The following is a 14,759-nucleotide window of genomic DNA, read 5'->3' as shown; positions in this document are numbered from 1 at the left end:
TGGTCCAATTACAACCCAACCAGCGGCGCGAACACTGCCACTGCAACCAGTACGACCGTCAGAACGCTCGCGGAGTGGACGACGAGTACCCGCATCGGCCTCCCGAACGCACGACCGCGCAGCGCCGGGACCCATTGCAGTGTGATAGCCAGCACGCGACCGCCGTCCAGCGCGGTGACGGGAAGCGCGTTCATGAGCGCGACGTTGGCGTTGAGCAGGGCGACCCAGAAACAGAGGTTGGTGAGCGCGCCGAGCGACGCCACCGACGCCGCCGACGGTGCAGCGCCGTCGACAAACACCCACCCGAAGTACGTCACGTACGCCTCCGTGGGCGAGGCGGCAAACGGCGAGCGGAGCACGGCGAACGCGGCGGCGGCGACTAGCAGGTTGTGGAAGGTGCCGATGGCGTAGACGCGCAGTTTCGAGCGCGCGGACGCCGCATCGAGAGCCTCGCCCGGAAGCACGTAGGCGGCGAGAGGGACAACGCCGAGAAAGAGCGCGATACCCCACTCGGTGACGGGGATTCCCTCGGCGCGGCAGGCCAGCGCGTGGCCTGCCTCGTGAACCACCGTCGCGACGAGGAGTGCGGCGACGATGTACGGCGCGGCGGCAACGGGCATGAACGCGTTGAGTCCGGGGATGGCGATGGTGTTCGCCGGGTCGTTCAAGGCGGTCGCGCGGGACTGGCCGAGCGCCAGATACGCTGCGGTCGCGACGAGTGCGAGCGCCGTCACCTGCAGGGAGACGAGAGTGACGACGCCGATGTCGCTCCAGCGCTTCCAGAGCGGGCGGTCGGCGATGCCGTCGAGAGCGGTCGTCCCGCGCGAGGAGTGCCAGTAGAGGGTGAGAAAGCCGACTTTCAGACCGCGCGGGAGACGTTCGTTGATCGCCGTCTCCAGAGCGGTGACGTGACTCGATAGCGTCCGACTCATCGTTCGCCCGGTCGAACCGAACGGCCGTATAGTTATCGCCGCGAAACGGTCGGAACGAACAAGCGATAGACACGCCCGTTCGAAACGACATTTCAACTACTGCACCGATCACCTTCTATTCGCAAATTACCGGAGCAGTAATGGCGTCTACGCGTCGATTCCGCCCCGTCTTAGGTTTGCTAGGAGTTCACACTCCGCATTCCCTAGTATTCACATTCGATGACGTTGAGAGGTCACAGTGAGTGGGTATGGGGGAACACAATCCCGCGAACGGAACGCTGGTATCGATCGTCATCACTGCGGTACTTCTCGGTAGCGTCTTCGCCGCCGTACCGGCCGCAGGTGCAACAACGGGGGTATCGTCGGATCAGGCGGCTGCGACGGACGCCCTTCAGGAGAACGACACGGCTGACGACGTGGATACGTACGCGGTTTCGCAGGGCGGTAACTGCGTCGAAGTTGTCCCGTACGGTGACGGGAGCGAGTCCGTCGAGGAGTTCTACCGCTACGGACTGCACTGGGGGCAGTACAGTTCCCAGGGGACTCTCGAAATGCAGGACGTAGACGAGAGTCAGTTGCTCATCCACGACGGGAGCGAGGGCGCGAGTATCGTCTTCGTCCACGCCGAAGCAGGCAGCGAGCGCGGCGGGGGCAAGGCCTCGGTGACGCTGACCGACGTCTCGCCCGATAGCGAGTGGGCCGTCAGGGACGACAACTACACGTACAACAACTCGGACAGCTTCAGCAAGGACGGCCGGGAGGCGCGTGCCGACTGGGTCTGGGAGGAAAACCGGACTGACGGCGGCGCGTACCGCGGATTGGAGGCGGGTGACTACGAGGCGGTTACTATCGAACCCGGGTTCAACGTGAACGCCCGTCACGGGTCGCTCGATACGCCGTTGGCAATCGACGTGTGGCGTCTCCGCAGCGCCGACGGCGAAACGGTCCAACTGGCGTTGAACGAACCGGTGACGGTCCGTCCGGGGTCCTGTGAAGGGGTGTCGACAGTGGTCACGACCGACAGTGACGACCGCTACAACGCGACGGCGCGCAACACGGTCGAGAGCAACAACGTGACGTTCGACACGTCGCTTACGGCCGCGACGGACGGCGTCACCCTCGACCGAGCGACTGTCGACCACGCGGACGGCCGGTCGTGGTACCAGCTCCAGCTCCGCGCGTCGAACGAGAGCGTCGTGCCGGACGGTAGCGCGCCCGAGGAACCGCTCCTGTTCGTCGAATCGAACAGTCCCCAACTGGACGACAGTCGGGACGGCGTGCAGTACGCGGTTGACCTCGACGCGGAAACGCTCGCGGAGCAGGACGTTCGAGTCAGCGATGTCGCGATGTTCCAGTACCGCGGCGGGGAGTGGCACCGCCTCGACCACCGGACGGACCGTCAAGGGGACACGTGGGAGCTCCGTTCGACTGACGCCGACGGGTTCGGACCCGTGGCCATCACCGAACTACAACCCGACTTCCGAACGCAGGACGTTACGGTGTCGGAATCGAAGATAGACGCCGGCGAGACGGTCGAGATAACGGCCACGTTGGTCAACGAAGGGGGCGGTAACGGAACGCACACCGTCGGACTCACGATGTTCGGGGAGACGGTCGACCAGCAGTCGGTCGCTATTCCTCCCGGGGAGACACGGGAAGTGACGTTCACCCGGACGGTCGAATCACCCGGTACGTACACGATCGAGGTCGGTAGCGGCAAGGCCGAACTCCGTGTCGAGGGGGACGGTAGCGGGGAGAACCAGAACAGCCTCCCCTCGTCGGGATCGATCCCGACTGAACTACTCGCCGGCGGCGTTATCGCTCTCCTCATCGTCGTCGGCGTCGGCTACCGCGCCGGGTAGGTTCGCGAGTTCGTCGGCGAGCCCCCACTCCTGAGCGCGGTCGCGCGCCTCGGAACGCGCTTGCTCGCGTATCGCGGTTATCTTCTCTTCGTCGTCGAGAAACGCGGCGACTGCGTCCGGTCCGTCGGCGGCGGTGTCGCTTCCGCCGACGCGGTCCGCGGGGGCAGCGTCGCGGGTTCGGTCTGCGAGCGACGGGTCGCCGGCGAGGCGTTCCGCTGGGAGACCCGGGGCGACCCGAAGCGGCGGTGTGTCGTGAATTTTGGCCAGGTCGGTCGCGTCGAGTTCGAAGAGGTCGACGCTGTAGGGTCCCGGGACCGCGAGGTCCGCGAGCGCCGTTGCGCCGCCGGCGTCGGTCCTCGTGTGATAGGCGAGAACGGGGACGCCGGCCTCGAACGTGAGCACGCCCTGGCCGTCGGCGTCGAGGAGGAGCGCGTCCCGCGGTTCGAACACCGCGTACCCGGTAAGGTCCGTCTCCAGTGCGGTCGACAGCGTGGTCCCGGGGTCGGCGACCACCCGCGAACGCAGGAGTTGCCCGCGGGGGAGTTTCATGGCCTGTCCGGGACGACAGCGCTTCGGAAACGGTCCGCCACGGCCGTGGAGTCGCCCGCCCGCACGTCCAGCGTGTCGGCCGCATCGCGGTACGCGGCGGCCGCGGCGGAGTCGGGCGCGTGCGCCAGCAACGGCTCTCCAGCGTCGCGCGCGCCGTGGACCGCGTCGCTCTCTGGGACCGTCGCGAGCGTCGGCCCGTCGAAGTACTCCTCGGTCCGGTCGGCGATCCGCTCGACGGCGGCCTCGTCTCGTACCTTGTTGAAGAGAACGCCCGCGTTCCCCGTGCCGTACGACCGGGCGTATTCGCCGACCTTCAGGGCGTCCGAAAGCGCCGGAATAGTCGGCTGAAGCACGGTGACGATGCGGTCGGCCAGCACGATCGGGAGGACGGCGCTTTTCGACCCCAGCGCTGCCGGCGAGTCAAGTAGAAGAACGTCCGTTTCGGCCGCGAGCGACGCCACGACATCGCGGAGACGGTCGGGGTTCGCCGCCTCGAAGTCGGCCAGGTTCGTCCCGCAGGGGACGACTCGCATTCCGAACCGTTCGTACGTCGCGTCGTCGATAGCGGCGTCAGCCCCCTCGATCAGGAGGTCGTGTAACGTCACGTCGGCGTCTTCGAGTCCGGCGTGAAAGAGCAGGTTCGCAAGCCCCGTGTCCGCGTCGACGACCGTCACGTCGTACTCCTCCGCGAGCGCCATGCCGAGAGCGAGCGTGCTCGTCGTTTTCCCGGTCCCACCCTTTCCGCTCGCCACGGCGAACGCCTCGACCATTGCAGTTCAGTACAGGCGGTACGAGTGTTAAAATTTACCTTCCGGATCGGTTCTCAGTCCTCGAAATCGGCGGCGGGCGTATCGGCCGCTCCGAACGCCCTCAACGCGTCGAGATCGCAGTTCTCGGCGAGCAGATCCGCGGCGTCTTCGTACGGCGTCGGCATCTCACCCCTCCCGGGTCGCGACGCGTCGAACAGCGTCTCCAGAAACGCTTCCCGTGCCGCCTCGTTCTCGAACAGCCCGTGGAGATAGGTCCCGAGTACGTCACCGCGGGCCGCACCGTGACTGTCGAACGGCCGCGCTACGTCATCCACGGGGGTCGTCTCGCCCATGTGGATCTCGTAGCCCGACACCTCGGCGTCGGCGTCCGTCAGCGGCCCCGCACCGTCCAGATGGCGGGTCGTTCGCGTCACCCGCTTCTCGGGCGAGAACTCTGTTTCGACGGGGAGGAGACCGAACCCGTCCACGGTGTCTCGCTCGTCTGTCGACTCCACTCCCGCGTTCGTGATCCGCTCCCCCAGCATCTGATAGCCTCCACAGAGGCCCACAATCGGGCCGTCGAAGGCGGCCAACTCATCGCCGAACCCTGCCTCGCGGAGCGTGAGCAGGTCGTCGACGGTGTTTTTCGTTCCGGGCAGGACGACTGCGTCCGCGTGCCTACTGGCACGCTCCGAACTGGCGGCAGTCATAGCCCCGTCGGCGTCGTCGAGCGACGCCTCGGGGGGAATGAATGCCACGCGGACACCGGGTTCGCGCGCCAGCGGTTCGAAATCGGTGAAGTTAGAGATGCGGGGCGTCCGGGGTACGGCGACGGTGACCGCACGGTCTTCGTCCACCTCGTCGTCAGCGCCGCGAACATCGCGCTCGCCTACGGCGGGCAGCGACACGCTGTCCTCTTCGGGGAGCCCCGGATCGTCGTACGGGAGGACGCCGAGAACGGGGACGCCGGTTCGCTCCTCGAACGCCTCGACGCCGGGAGCGAGCAGTGACTCGTCCCCGCGGAATTTCGTGATGACGCAGCCGACGACCCGCTCGCGGACGTCGTCGGGCATCAGTTCGAGCGTCCCGACGAGGCTGGCGAAGACGCCGCCGCGCTCGATGTCGGCGACCAGCACCACGTCGGCGTCGCCGAACCGCGCCGCCTCGACGTTCGCGAGGTCGCGGTCGTGGAGGTTGATCTCCGCGATGGAGCCGGCACCCTCCGCGACGACCACCTCGTGGTCGCGGGCGAGTCGGCAGTGAGATTCGACCGCCGCGGCGCGGGCCTGGTCCCAGTACTCCTCGTAGTACGATTCGGCCTCGTAGTGGCCGACCGCTTCGCCCTGGATCACGAGTTGGCTCTCGCCCTCGCCTCGGGGTTTCAGCAGGACCGGATTGTGGTCGGTGGTCGCCGGCACCTCGGCGGCACGGGCCTGTACGTACTGCGAGACGCCGATCTCGCCGAACGCGCCGGATTCGCCGTCGCCCGCTTTCGGCACCGCCTGGGCGTTGTTGCTCATGTTTTGCGCTTTGAACGGAGCGACGTCGACGCCCTGTCGCGCCAGCAGGCGACAGAGTCCCGCCGCGACGGTACTCTTGCCGACGTGACTGGCGGTGCCCGCGACGAGGACTGTGTGTGCGTCGGGCGTCTCGCCGTCCGGGGACGGTGTCTCGCCGTCCCTCTCCTCTGTATCGTCAACCATCAGTACTCGGTGCCTTTGCGCGCCCCCTGTCCGTCATCGATAGGGTGCGTCTCCTTCCGGACCTCGGTGACGAGGTCGGCGCAGTCGGCGGCGTAGTCGGGGCGGTCGTGGCCGCCCGTCAGGACGAGTTCGAGATCGTCGGGTTTCGAGCCGATCAGATCGACGACCGTCTCTGGATCGACCAGTCCTCGGTTCGCGGCATAGAGAATTTCGTCGACGATCAGCATGTGAACGCGCTCGCCGTCGATCTGAGGGTCGGCGAGCAGGTCCCGCAACCGCGCGACGCCGCCTTCGGCCCGCGCCGCGTGTTCGTCGTCGTCGCTACCGTCGTGAAAGCCGTGCCAACCGTAGTGGCCGCTGTTCTCGTAGGAGAACCGCGGGAACGCCTCGATAGCGTTGTACTCCCCGCGAACGTCCTCGACGCTCCCCGCGCCGCCTTTCATGAACTGGAGCATGTGGACGCGGTAGCCGTGGCCTGCGGCGCGAAAGCCCATGCCCATCGCGGCGGTCGTTTTGCCCTTGCCGTCGCCCCAGAACGCCTGAACGAGTCCGAACTCCTCGGGGGATGCGGGGTCGATAGGCTGTTCGTCGACGGACGCGGCCTCTCGTGCCGACGAGGTCGAAAGAGTGTCGTCAGTCATGGTGTGTCGTGTCGGTTCGTCGCGTCGTGTCGCGTCGCACCGACTCCTAGTTCGTATCTCCGCGCCGGGGATAAACAACGTTCCGGGTATGCGACGACTCGTTGCGGAGCGGGGCGATGGGTTTCCGTCTCGCGCCTCGGGACCAGCGTTTACCTGACTCCGCGTCGGAGTACGGATCGATGGAGGCGACTGGAGCGTATGACGGCGTGCTGATATACGATGGGGAGTGTCCGCTCTGCTCGGCCGCGGCCACGGCGTTGCGCCGCCTCCGGACCGCCGGTTCCGTCTCCTGGTACGACGATGCGGCGCAGGCGTTTCTCGCGGCGCAGTTCGGGGAGACGCCGTTCGCCCTGGTTTTCGTCGACCACGAGACGGAGGCGGTCTACGCCGGCCGCGCCGCGGCGAGCGAACTCTGCGACCGGGCGGGGCTACCGGTACTTGTCCGGGACATCGTCGGCGAGAACTACGAAGCGATCGCGGACGGTATCCGTTCGGTCGCCGGACTCGACGGGTCGCCGGACCCCTATCACGGCGTCTATCCGCTGGCAGACGACGCCGCCGAGCGGTTCGACGCCCTCGCCGACGCCGCGGACGGGACCGTCCACGTGCCGCGGACGGAGCAGTAGAGCGCGCGTGGCTTTTCTAAACCCGAACTACTGTTTCACGGTTGGTAAAATATCGTTAAGTATCACGGTATCGTATTTGCTTTGGGGGATATCTAATGTCAGACGAAGACCCAGAACACGCCTCGGGGAGCATCTCCCCGGGCGATACGAGCCAGCGAGTGGGGATGGAAGTACTGCGCGAGCGAGGACTGGAACCGGAGGAGTTGCGCGAGAAACTGATCGACGCCATCGGCGCAGAGTTCACCACGTACTACTACTACACGAACCTCCGGATGCATCTCGCGGGCAACGAGGACTACAAGGAGATCACCGAAGACGCCCGTCTCGAGGACCGCGCACACTTCGAGTTGGTCGCCCCGCGCGTCTACGAACTGGGCGGTCACCTGCCCAACGACATCCGCGACTTCGCCGACCGGGCGTCCTGCCCGGACGCGGAACTGCCGGTGCCCTACGACGACGAGGGGGGGCAGTTGCAAATCGAAGATCTCACCGCAGAGGACGTGCTCGAAGTGCTTCTAGAGGCGGAGCGCTGCGCCATCCGCACCTGGTCGGAGGTCTGTGATATGACTCATGGAGTCGACCCGCGGACGTACGACATGGCCCAGCGCATCCTGCAAGAGGAGATCGAACACGAGGCCTGGTTCGTGGAACTCCTGAGCATGGAGCGCGACGGCGAGATCAACCCCGCCGGCCATTTCGTCCGCGGCGAACCCGGCGACGCGCCGTACTCGACGAACCGCCGGTTCAACGACAGCGCCTGAGAGGGACTGTTGTACGTCAGTTCGGTCTCTCGCCGACACGTGGTCGGCGATACCGGCACACAGCCAGGACCGTCCTTTCGAGTGGCCTGCGATCCGACAGGAGCCGCCATCCTCTTTTTCCTCTGTCGATAAACCCTCACGTGAGTAGTCACACCGTCGAGTTCGTCGTCCCGGACGAGTGCGATGTCGAACCGTCGGGCGAGACGGTCGCAATGGAGGTCCACGAGGACCAGTACCTGCTTGCGGCCGCCAGGAGCAACGGCCTGTGGCTCCCGGCGGACTGCCAGATGGGGTGGTGTACGGTCTGTGCCGCTCGCCTCCTCGAAGGCGAGGTCGACCAATCCGACGCTCGTCGCTACTACGACGAGGACCGAGAGGCCGACCTCGTGCTGACCTGTGTCGCCAGGCCGCGCTCGGACCTCCGCCTGCGCGTCTGCCAGGAAGAGAGTATGCTAAACCACCGGTCCGACTTCGGCTTGCCACCCGGGCGATCGAAGCGGTAGCCGGACCGGCGTCGAAGCGGGGAACGCCAGCGCGGTCGCTGCCCGTCACAACCGTTCGATGAACGCGTCGAACGCCCCGCTTTCGGGGTGGACGTGCGCGTACGTCCCGAGCGTACTGTACTCCGTGAGTCCGTCGCGCTCGTCGTCGATGCCGTCGCCGCGCACCACGTCGAACGCGAAACGGGCGTCCCGGTCCACATCGGCACTGGAGTAGTGGAACTCGTGTCCCCGCAGCGTCTCACCCGCGTCGGCAGTGAGCGCATCGTCCCGCGCTTCCAGTTCGACGTGGTCGAGCGCCTGATAGCGGTCGTGCATCGACACGTCCGCGGGGAGGATACCGGCCATGTCGTGGCTGTCGGCGTCGTCGCCGGCGGGTTCGAGCGAGCGCGTGAGCGCCATCAGGCCCCCGCACTCGCCGAGAATCGGTAGGCCGTCGGCGGCGCGGTCGGCAAGCGTCGAAAGCGCGGGGGACGCGGCCAGGTCCGCTGCGTGGAGTTCGGGATACCCGCCCGGCAGGTACACACCGTCGCAGTCAGGCAGGTCGTCGCCAGCCGTCGGTGCGAACGTGACCACGTCGGCACGCTCCCGGAGGCGCTCTATCGTCGCCGGGTAGTAGAAGCAGAAGGCGGCGTCCTGTGCGACGGCGACGGTCGGGTCGCGGTTCGCGTGCGTCACCGCCACGTCGTCGGTCGGCGGCCGCGCCGGCGCGGAAGACAGGTCGACCAGTCGCTCCGTCCGAACGTGTTCCGCCGCCGCGTCGAGCGCGTCCTCGGGGAGCGACGCCTCCCCACCCATATGCAGGCCGAGGTGGCGGTCCGGTATTTCGAGGTCGTCGTTCGGCGGGATCCGCCCGAGGTACTCCAGGTCCTCCGGAAGCGCGTCGCGGATCCCCTGTTCGTGGCGGCCGCCGTGTGCGCGCTGGACGAGAACGCCGGCGACATCGATCTCCCGGCCGATCCGGTCGGCGTACTCCCGGAAGCCGAGCGCCGTCGCGGCGATGCTTTCCATCCCCGCTTTCGCGTCCGCGACGAGGACCACGGGTAATGAAAGTGCCTCGGCGACCATCGCGGTGCTGGAGCCGTCGCCGTCGTACAGCCCCATCACGCCCTCGACGACCGTCAGGTCGCCCTCGCCGCGGTAGTAGTTCCGGTGCAGGCCGTCCTCGCCTTCCAGCCACAGGTCGAGCGTCCGCGACGGCCGGTCCGCGATCGCTTCGTGGTGGCTCGGGTCGATGAAATCAGGCCCGGCCTTCGCGGGCTGGACCTCGTACCCCTCGCGCCGGAGCGCGCGGATCACAGTCAGCGTCGCAACGGTCTTGCCGACGCCGGAGCTCGTACCGCCGAGAACGACGCCGTTCACGGCTCGAACACCTCCACGTCCGTCTCGGCGACGGGAGCGACGCCGTATCTGGCTCCGTCGACGGTGTCGGGGACCTGCTCGTCCGAGTACCGCGACGCCAGACTCGCCCGCACGGCGTCTCTGACGCAGGCCCGGGCCGACGCGCCGACCGCCGTGGCGCTCCCCGAGAACCGCGCGCGGTCGCCGTCCGGGTCACAGGCGGCGACGACGGCGTCGCTCGTCGTCCCGGGGAACTCAGTCTCACGGAGCAGAACCGTCGCCTTCGCCTCCGCGGCGACCGCGACGAGATTCGCCAACGCTCCGGACCCGAGCGAGCGTTCGGTCCCGACGAAGACGTTGACGGTCCCGGGACGCGGCCTCTCGTCGGAGGTGTCGGCGTCGCTCCCGTCCGCATCGGACGGGTCGAGCGGCGCTGGGTTCGACACCCCGACCGTCGCGACGGCCGAGACTGACCCGTGTTCGGCGACGCGGGCGTGGCGCTGGGAGACGCCGGTCAGCAGTGCGGGACCGCTCACGTCGTCCGCGTCGCTCGCTTCCGGACCGAATCCGGCGTCCCGTCGCCGTTCGGCGACGTACGCGGTCAGGTCGGTCCACTCCCACTCCTCCGGTACGGTCACGTTGTACGCGGCGTTCGCGACCGTTTCGCCGCCGTCGAACCCCGTGCTGAGCCAGCGGGTTCCCGCCCGGCGGAGACGGGTAACGCCGTCTCGAACGGCCGTTTCAAACATCGGCCATCGCCTCCAGCAGTCGGTCGTTCTCCGCGGACGTTCGCACGGCGACGCGGACGTGCGAATCGAGGCCGCGAAACGTCGTCGCGTCCCGGACCGCGATCCCCCGTTCCCGCAACCGGGCCACCAGCACGTCCACGTCGCAGTCTCCCACGTCGACGAGCAGAAACGGCGCGTCGGACGGGCGGACGTCGTACTCGTCGTCCAGCGTCTTGCGCATCCTCTCGCGCTCCCGGTCGACGCGGCGACGGGTGGTTTCGGCGAACGCGGACTGCCGCAGACAGTGCGCGCCAACCGCCGCTGCCGGTGCTCCGAGCGTCCACGCGCGTCGGGCGTTTTCGAGACGGCCGAGTTCGTCTCCCGTCGCGGCGGCGAACCCGGCACGGAGACCGGGCAGTCCGTACAGTTTCGTCAGCGACCGCGCGACGACGACGCCGTCCGTTCCGGCCATCGACGGGCGGTCGGTGAAACCGAGAAACGCCTCGTCGACGAGCAGCGTCGTTCCCGCAGCGTGGCACCGCTCGGCGAACGCCCGCAACTCGTCGTGGTCGTACGCGTCCCCCGTCGGGTTGTTCGGGTTACAGACGATAGCGAGCGCGCGGCCCGCGGGGTCGGCGTCGAGGACCCCGTCCTGAGCGACGAACTCGGGGGTCGCGCCCTGCAGGCGCACCTCGCGGGCGTACTCGCCGAAACTCGGCGCGGGGACGAGAACGGAGTCCCCCGCGTCGACGGTCGTCCCGATGGCCAGTCGGATCGCCTCTAAACCGCCCGCGGTGGGTACGATACGCTCCAGGTCGCAGTCGAGCGAGTCGGCGGCGGCGCGGCGGAACTCGCCGTACCCGTCGTCCGGATACCGCCGTGCCGTTTCGAACGCCGACTCGTAGACGGAGACGGTGTCCGACGGGCACTCGGGGTTGACGTTCGCGCTGAAGTCGATCAGGGTTTCGTCGTCGCTGCCGCCGTGGGGGACCCGTCCGGTCGCGGCGGCGGCCTCGGGGTTCATGGGGACCCGGACCCGTTTCTCTCACCGAGCAGTCCGTCGTAGACGGCTGCGATCCGGTTTCTGACCCGTTCCATCGAAACGCCGGTGCGGTCCGCAAGCGAGAGCGCACCGCCCATCCCGACGCCTTCCTTCGCCTCGCCGGCGACGTAGCGCTCCATCGCGACGTGGTCGCTCTCGTCGAACCCGGGGTCTGTCACGGTGAGGTCGAGGTCGAACGCGTCCGCCGCGCCGTCGAGGTCTACGCCCTCGTCCTCGGCGACGAAACTCGTCGTGGCGAGCGCCAGCGGCGCGTCGACGTCCGCGTGTCGGACCAGCGCCGCGGCGGCGAGCATCTGCGTCCCGCCGGCGAGCGTCACGGGCGTGTCCGAGCGGAGCGCGCCGACGGTCAGACCGGCGACGGTCGCCAGCACGGGGTCGCCGGCGTACCGCGCGGCGTACGCCGGTTCGCCGGACAGTTCGCCCGGTGTGAGGCCGTTTACAGCAAGCGCCTCGTCGACCACGTCGCGCTTCCGTTCGATCGGGTTCTCCGGGAGCGACGAGGAGACGCCGACCTCCTCGCCGAGCGCGGTGAGGACGCCGAGCGCCGTCGTCGTCCCGCCGGGGACTGTCTCACCGATCACGAGTTCGTCGTTCGGGAGCGCCCGGCCGAACTGTCGGGCGGCGGCGAAGGCCCCGGGCGCGGTGGGGACCGGGTCCTCCTCGCGGATGTCGTCGCCCGGTCGTGCGCCGACGGTGACGGTCGGCGCTGCGGTGTTTTTCGCGAGGCCGCCGTCCACGACGGTCAGGTCGAACCCGACGAGGTCGCGGACCGCCCGGGTGACGACGGCGGGCGTCGGACAACCCGTCGGGCTCACTGGCACCGACGGCGTGCGGACGGTGTCGCCGTACGCGAGAACCTCCGCGTCGGCGCTCGGGGTGTGGACCATCAGGTCGGCGTCGGCACCAGCGGCGCTGATACCCTCGATTGCGGCGGTGCGGGTCGTCCCCGCTGCGAGGACGAACCTCACAGGAGCGCCTCCGCGATCTGTGCGTCTCTCTGCCGGTTCACGTTCACTGCGAGTCGTGCGTCGTATGTCGTGTACATCGTATCTGAATCCTCCGTCCCGGCGACGACGTTGACGCCAGTCGGCGCGAGGCCGTCGAACTCGGTGTCGCAACTGACGCCGAGCAAGTCCTTGAGCGCGGCGGGAACGCAGACCGTCATCGGCCCGTCGTCGCCGGAGTCACGGGACGCGCGGTACGCCCGGAGGGTCGCGTCGACCGCATCGCCGCCGAGCAGCGGCAGGTCCGAGGCGACGGTCAGGACGGGCGGGTCGACCGCATCGTCGGCGAGCGCCGCGTTCAGGTCGGCGACGTATCCGTCGCCCGCCGTCTCGATGGTGGGGAGTCCGAGGTCCTCGGTCGCGTGCACGGCGGTCTCGGGTGCCTGCGGCGAGGTGACAGCGTAGGTCGTCTCGACCGCGCTGTCCGCCAGCGCGTCGGCGACGCGGTCGATCATCGGCCGCTCGCCGACCGGGAACAGCGGTTTCTCCGCGTCCGCATCGAGTCGCGTCCCCTCCCCGCCGCAGATCAGGAGAGCGTCCACGCGACCACCCCCGCGTGCAGACCGGCGACTCGGCCGAGTTCATTCACAGCGCCGAAGACGTCACCGCTGACGCCGCCGAGCGCACCGCGGGCCCGGCGCATCACCGCGACGGCAACGGCGAGCGCCCCGGCGAGTGCCGCTGCCGCGGCCGGCGACGGCCACGACAGTGCGACCGCCGGCGCGGCGGCGAGCGCGGGACGCGCGAACGACTCCGGCGTCGCGGGAGCCGTCAGCGCTGACCCGAGTCCCTCGTGCGTCGCCGTGCCGGCGCAGGCGAGCAGCGCCATCCCCGCCTTCGCGCCCACCTCGCTCGCGACGACGACGGCGACCGCCGTCGACGGCGATGAGCCGGCGAGGTCAGCCAGCGCGAGGCCGCCGAGCGCGAGTCCCGCGAGGACGACCGCGACCGCGAGGACGGCCCCGACGCCGACGGTCGTGTCTTTCATCGCCTCTCGGCGGCGGTCCGCGTCGCCGTGGACGACCGCCGCGTCGCCCAGGTCAGCGACGCCGTCGAGGTGATTGATCCCCGTGACGGCGTACACGGCGACGACGTACGCGAACGCGACGGTCGGGGCCAGCGGGGCGACCGCCGACGGGACGGCGGCGAGCGGAACCGTCGAGGCCAGTGTGACGATCGCGAAGGGAGCGGCGACGAGCGCCCCGACGAGATAGCCCGCGAGGGGAAACGTCGCCGGGGCGGTCTTGAACGCCTCCCAGGCCCGTTCGTCGCGCCCGACGGGCACGCGCGTCAGGACCCCGACCGCGCCGCGTAGCGCCGCGACGCCGTCGCCGACCCGGGAGACGGGTCCGCTTAGAGCCACGCCACCACCCCCGCGACGGCGTAGGAGAGCACGCCCGCCCGCGAGACGATGCCGACGCCGCGGTGCGCCTCGTCGACGGACGGGAGCCGCCCCATCGCGTTCAGTTCGTACGCGCCGGGTTTCTCCAGGCGGACGTGGAGCGCGCCGGCGAGCGTCGCCATCGGCCAGCCGGCGTTCGGCGACTGCGGCGTCGCCGCCCACCGCCGCGCCGAACGCAGCGCATCGGGGTCCACCGCCGCGACGGCGACGACGACCGCAGCGATCCGGGCGGGGAGCCACATCACCGCGTCGTCCAGGCGCGCGCTGGCCCAGCCGACGGGTTTCGAGCGGTAGCCGAGCATCGAATCGAGCGTGTTGACAGCTTTGACCCACGCGCCGGCGGCGGCCGCGAGCGGCAGCGACACCGTCGCAACTGCGGCGAACGCGAAAAGCGGGGCGACCAGACCGTCCGCGAGGTTCTCCGCGGCGCTCTCGACGGCCGCGCTCCGCAGATGTTCCGGAGAGAGGTCGCTCGGGTCGCGGCCGGCGAGCGCTGGGAGTCGGTCGCGAGCGTCGGCCGGATCCGCCGCAGTCGCGTCTACGACGCCCCGCGCTTCTTCGAGGAGCATCCGGAGACTGGTCGACGCGAAAAGCGCCAGCCCGGCACCGACAGCGCCGGCGAACGGGTGGACCCGAACCGCGGCGAACACGACCACGCCGACAGCCCCAGCGGCGAGCGCGGGGAGCACCACCGCGGCGACGCTCCCAACCAGCCGCGGCCGCGACCACTCGCGGTCGAACAGCGCGACGAGTCGGCCGAACCACACCACCGGATGCAGACTCTCCGGCGGTTCGGCGACCGCACGGTCGAGGGCGAACGCGAGCGCCACGGTGAGCGGTCCGGTCAGCGTCAGAGCGAGCGGACCGGTTAGCGACGGACCTCCCGGATCAGCCTGAA

At 69.0% G+C, this 14,759-nt stretch carries 16 protein-coding genes; 4 read left to right on the top strand and 12 right to left on the bottom strand.

The window, feature by feature from the left end:
* Positions 1–8: 8 nt before the first annotated feature.
* Entirely contained in the window at positions 9–932 is a 924-nt protein-coding gene (locus EYW42_RS02125; RefSeq protein ID WP_202613784.1) for a site-2 protease family protein, read from the bottom strand.
* A gap of 248 nt (positions 933–1,180) precedes the next feature.
* Here EYW42_RS02125 and EYW42_RS02120 point away from each other — a divergent pair, with 248 nt between their 5' ends.
* Positions 1,181–2,794: a CARDB domain-containing protein gene (locus EYW42_RS02120; protein WP_135533604.1), complete on the top strand. Its 1,614-nt coding sequence runs from the start codon at positions 1,181–1,183 to the stop codon at positions 2,792–2,794.
* Here the strand turns inward: EYW42_RS02120 and EYW42_RS02115 are convergent.
* The 4 genes from EYW42_RS02115 to EYW42_RS02100 are packed head-to-tail and all read right to left on the bottom strand — an operon-like array spanning position 2,732 to position 6,436.
* Positions 2,732–3,343 carry a hypothetical protein gene (locus EYW42_RS02115; RefSeq protein ID WP_135533603.1) on the bottom strand — a complete coding sequence of 204 codons (612 nt, stop codon included), beginning with the start codon at positions 3,341–3,343 and terminating at the stop codon, positions 2,732–2,734. The two genes, EYW42_RS02120 and EYW42_RS02115, sit on opposite strands and share 63 nt — an antisense overlap.
* Entirely contained in the window at positions 3,340–4,113 is a 774-nt protein-coding gene (locus EYW42_RS02110) for a nucleotide-binding protein (RefSeq protein ID WP_135533602.1), read from the bottom strand. Before EYW42_RS02110 ends, EYW42_RS02115 begins: the two co-directional genes overlap by 4 nt.
* Positions 4,114–4,166: 53 nt before the next feature.
* On the bottom strand, positions 4,167–5,795 hold the full coding sequence (locus EYW42_RS02105; protein ID WP_135533601.1) for a cobyric acid synthase: 1,629 nt from the start codon (positions 5,793–5,795) through the stop codon (positions 4,167–4,169).
* Positions 5,795–6,436 carry a cob(I)yrinic acid a,c-diamide adenosyltransferase gene (locus EYW42_RS02100; RefSeq protein ID WP_135533600.1) on the bottom strand — a complete coding sequence of 214 codons (642 nt, stop codon included), beginning with the start codon at positions 6,434–6,436 and terminating at the stop codon, positions 5,795–5,797. Before EYW42_RS02100 ends, EYW42_RS02105 begins: the two co-directional genes overlap by 1 nt.
* A 179-nt stretch (positions 6,437–6,615) precedes the next feature.
* On the opposite strand from EYW42_RS02100, the gene EYW42_RS02095 reads away from it, so the two are divergent.
* From EYW42_RS02095 to EYW42_RS02085, 3 genes are all read left to right on the top strand, one after another.
* Positions 6,616–7,062, top strand: coding sequence for a DCC1-like thiol-disulfide oxidoreductase family protein (locus EYW42_RS02095; protein WP_135533599.1), 447 nt, complete (start codon positions 6,616–6,618; stop codon positions 7,060–7,062).
* A 95-nt stretch (positions 7,063–7,157) separates the two neighbouring features.
* Complete coding sequence (gene dps, locus EYW42_RS02090; RefSeq protein WP_135533598.1) at positions 7,158–7,823, top strand: DNA protection during starvation protein; 666 nt, start codon at positions 7,158–7,160, stop codon at positions 7,821–7,823.
* Positions 7,824–7,963: 140 nt separating this feature from the next.
* Positions 7,964–8,326, top strand: a complete 363-nt coding sequence (locus EYW42_RS02085) for a 2Fe-2S iron-sulfur cluster-binding protein (protein WP_135533597.1) — start codon at positions 7,964–7,966, stop codon at positions 8,324–8,326.
* Positions 8,327–8,371: 45 nt separating this feature from the next.
* Here the strand turns inward: EYW42_RS02085 and EYW42_RS02080 are convergent, their stop codons facing one another.
* Genes EYW42_RS02080 through cbiB form a run of 7 tightly spaced genes read right to left on the bottom strand, consistent with a single transcriptional unit; the run spans position 8,372 to position 14,715 of the window.
* Positions 8,372–9,685, bottom strand: coding sequence for a cobyrinic acid a,c-diamide synthase (locus EYW42_RS02080; protein WP_135533596.1), 1,314 nt, complete (start codon positions 9,683–9,685; stop codon positions 8,372–8,374).
* Positions 9,682–10,413 (bottom strand): adenosylcobinamide amidohydrolase, encoded by a 732-nt coding sequence (locus tag EYW42_RS02075; protein ID WP_135533595.1) that lies wholly within the window; start codon positions 10,411–10,413, stop codon positions 9,682–9,684. The genes EYW42_RS02080 and EYW42_RS02075 overlap by 4 nt, the downstream gene beginning before the upstream one ends.
* Positions 10,406–11,416: a threonine-phosphate decarboxylase CobD gene (cobD, locus tag EYW42_RS02070; RefSeq protein WP_135533594.1), complete on the bottom strand. Its 1,011-nt coding sequence runs from the start codon at positions 11,414–11,416 to the stop codon at positions 10,406–10,408. The genes EYW42_RS02075 and cobD overlap by 8 nt, the downstream gene beginning before the upstream one ends.
* Positions 11,413–12,423: a nicotinate mononucleotide-dependent phosphoribosyltransferase CobT gene (gene cobT / locus EYW42_RS02065; protein ID WP_135533593.1), complete on the bottom strand. Its 1,011-nt coding sequence runs from the start codon at positions 12,421–12,423 to the stop codon at positions 11,413–11,415. The genes cobD and cobT overlap by 4 nt, the downstream gene beginning before the upstream one ends.
* Positions 12,420–13,001, bottom strand: a complete 582-nt coding sequence (locus EYW42_RS02060; protein WP_375137119.1) for an NTP transferase domain-containing protein — start codon at positions 12,999–13,001, stop codon at positions 12,420–12,422. The genes cobT and EYW42_RS02060 overlap by 4 nt, the downstream gene beginning before the upstream one ends.
* Entirely contained in the window at positions 12,986–13,822 is an 837-nt protein-coding gene (gene cobS / locus EYW42_RS02055; RefSeq protein WP_135533592.1) for an adenosylcobinamide-GDP ribazoletransferase, read from the bottom strand. The genes EYW42_RS02060 and cobS overlap by 16 nt, the downstream gene beginning before the upstream one ends.
* Positions 13,813–14,715 (bottom strand): adenosylcobinamide-phosphate synthase CbiB, encoded by a 903-nt coding sequence (cbiB, locus tag EYW42_RS02050; protein WP_375137120.1) that lies wholly within the window; start codon positions 14,713–14,715, stop codon positions 13,813–13,815. Before cbiB ends, cobS begins: the two co-directional genes overlap by 10 nt.
* Between the last annotated feature and the right edge of the window lie 44 nt (positions 14,716–14,759).

The sequence above is a fragment of the Halostella pelagica genome (assembly GCF_004762015.1).
In the GTDB taxonomy this organism is placed as follows: Archaea; Halobacteriota; Halobacteria; order Halobacteriales; family Natronoarchaeaceae; genus Halostella; species Halostella pelagica.
The sequence above is the reverse complement of the archived record's forward strand: the minus strand, read 5'-3'. Positions and strand labels throughout refer to the sequence as shown.